Below are 2,500 nucleotides of genomic sequence, written 5' to 3'. Positions count from 1 at the left end.
CGATAGTGAACCAGTACCGTGAGGGAAAGGTGAAAAGCACCCCGACGAGGGGAGTGAAAAAGTACCTGAAACCGAACGCCTACAAACAGTCGGAGGCTCCTTGAGGGCTGACGGCGTACCTTTTGTATAATGGGTCATCGACTTGGTCTCACGAGCAAGCTTAAGCCGTTAGGTGTAGGCGCAGCGAAAGCGAGTCTTAATAGGGCGTCAGAGTTCGTGGGATCAGACCCGAAACCGAGTGATCTAGGCATGTCCAGGATGAAGGTGAGGTAACACTTACTGGAGGTCCGAACCCACACCTGTTGAAAAAGGTCGGGATGAGGTGTGCCTAGGGGTGAAAGGCCAATCAAACTCGGAGATAGCTGGTTCTCCGCGAAATCTATTTAGGTAGAGCGTCAGACGAATACCTACGGGGGTAGAGCACTGCATGGGTAATGGGGGCCCACAGCCTTACTGATCCTAAGCAAACTCCGAATACCGTAGAGTACTATCTGGCAGACACACGGCGGGTGCTAACGTCCGTCGTGGAGAGGGAAACAACCCTGACCTGCAGCTAAGGCCCCTAATTCGTGGCTAAGTGGGAAAGCATGTGAGACGGCCAAAACAACCAGGAGGTTGGCTTAGAAGCAGCCATCCTTTAAAGATAGCGTAACAGCTCACTGGTCTAAATTTAAGCTGTCTTGCGGCGAAGATGTAACGGGGCTCAAGCCACGAGCCGAAGCTCAGGACTGCATATGCAGTGGTAGCGGAGCGTAGTGTGACATAGCACCACGCCTCCTCGTGCATCCCTCGGGGTGCATTGGAGGCTCTGGTGCTTTCTGTGAAGCCGGCGCGTGAGCGATCCGGTGGAGAGATCACTAGCGAGAATGATGACATGAGTAGCGACAAACAGGGTGAGAGACCCTGTCGCCGAAAGTCCAAGGGTTCCTGCTTAAAGCTAATCTGAGCAGGGTAAGCCGACCCCTAAGGCGAGGCCGAAAGGCGTAGTCGATGGGAACCAGGTTAATATTCCTGGGCCAGATGGAAGTGACGGATCTCGAGGGTTGTTCGTTCTTATCGGATTGAACGGGCCGCTTAGAGGTTCCTGGAAATAGCTCCATCATGAGATCGTACCCTAAACCGACACAGGTGGACTGGTAGAGAATACCAAGGCGCTTGAGAGAACGATGTTGAAGGAACTCGGCAAAATACCTCCGTAAGTTCGCGAGAAGGAGGCCCAGTTTCTAGGCAACTAGTGGCTGGGGGCACAAACCAGGGGGTGGCGACTGTTTACTAAAAACACAGGGCTCTGCGAAGTCGCAAGACGACGTATAGGGTCTGACGCCTGCCCGGTGCCGGAAGGTTAAAAGGAGAGGTGCAAGCCTTGAATTGAAGCCCCGGTAAACGGCGGCCGTAACTATAACGGTCCTAAGGTAGCGAAATTCCTTGTCGGGTAAGTTCCGACCTGCACGAATGGCGTAACGACTTCCCCGCTGTCTCCAACATCGACTCAGCGAAATTGAATTGCCTGTCAAGATGCAGGCTTCCCGCGGTTAGACGGAAAGACCCCGTGCACCTTTACTACAGCTTCACACTGGCATCAGGCCAGGCATGTGCAGGATAGGTGGTAGGCTTTGAAGCCGTGACGCCAGTCGCGGTGGAGCCATCCTTGAGATACCACCCTTGCCTTGCTTGATGTCTAACCGCGGACCGTCATCCGGTTCCGGGACCCTGTGTGGCGGGTAGTTTGACTGGGGCGGTCGCCTCCCAAAGAGTAACGGAGGCGCGCGAAGGTTGGCTCAGAGCGGTCGGAAATCGCTCGTTGAGTGCAATGGCAGAAGCCAGCCTGACTGCGAGACTGACAAGTCGAGCAGAGTCGAAAGACGGCCATAGTGATCCGGTGGTCCCGCGTGGAAGGGCCATCGCTCAACGGATAAAAGGTACGCCGGGGATAACAGGCTGATGGTGCCCAAGAGTCCATATCGACGGCACCGTTTGGCACCTCGATGTCGGCTCATCTCATCCTGGGGCTGGAGCAGGTCCCAAGGGTACGGCTGTTCGCCGTTTAAAGAGGTACGTGAGCTGGGTTTAGAACGTCGTGAGACAGTTCGGTCCCTATCTGCCGTGGGTGTAGGATACTTGAGAGGAGTTGCCCCTAGTACGAGAGGACCGGGGTGAACGATCCACTGGTGGACCAGTTGTCATGCCAATGGCAGTGCTGGGTAGCTATGATCGGACAGGATAACCGCTGAAGGCATCTAAGCGGGAAGCCCCCCTCGAAACAAGGTATCCCTGAGGACCGTGGTAGACCACCACGTCGATAGGCCGGAGATGTAAGCGCAGCAATGTGCTCAGTTGACCGGTACTAATTGTCCGATAGGCTTGATTTGATCCAGTGGAAGGCCGGCGCCTCGACGCGTCCGACCGACACGATCACAAAGTATACACCAAGGTGTACATGACTTGGAAAGAACGCCGGAACAGTTCGATCGTCCCGGCATTCGATATTCCGGACGACGGT

Annotated in this window: 1 rRNA gene (cut by a window edge); it reads left to right on the top strand. The window is 55.1% G+C overall.

Annotation, left to right across the window (positions count from 1 at the left end):
- Positions 1-2,369: ribosomal RNA gene (locus tag LX81_RS21555) — 23S ribosomal RNA — on the top strand (it extends 468 nt beyond the left edge of the window).
- Positions 2,370-2,500: the final 131 nt, after the last annotated feature.

It is taken from the genome of Palleronia aestuarii, from assembly GCF_003253995.1.
Taxonomy (GTDB): domain Bacteria; phylum Pseudomonadota; class Alphaproteobacteria; order Rhodobacterales; family Rhodobacteraceae; genus Palleronia; species Palleronia aestuarii.
Note: the sequence above shows the minus strand (reverse complement) of the source record. Positions and strands in the feature narration are given on the sequence as shown.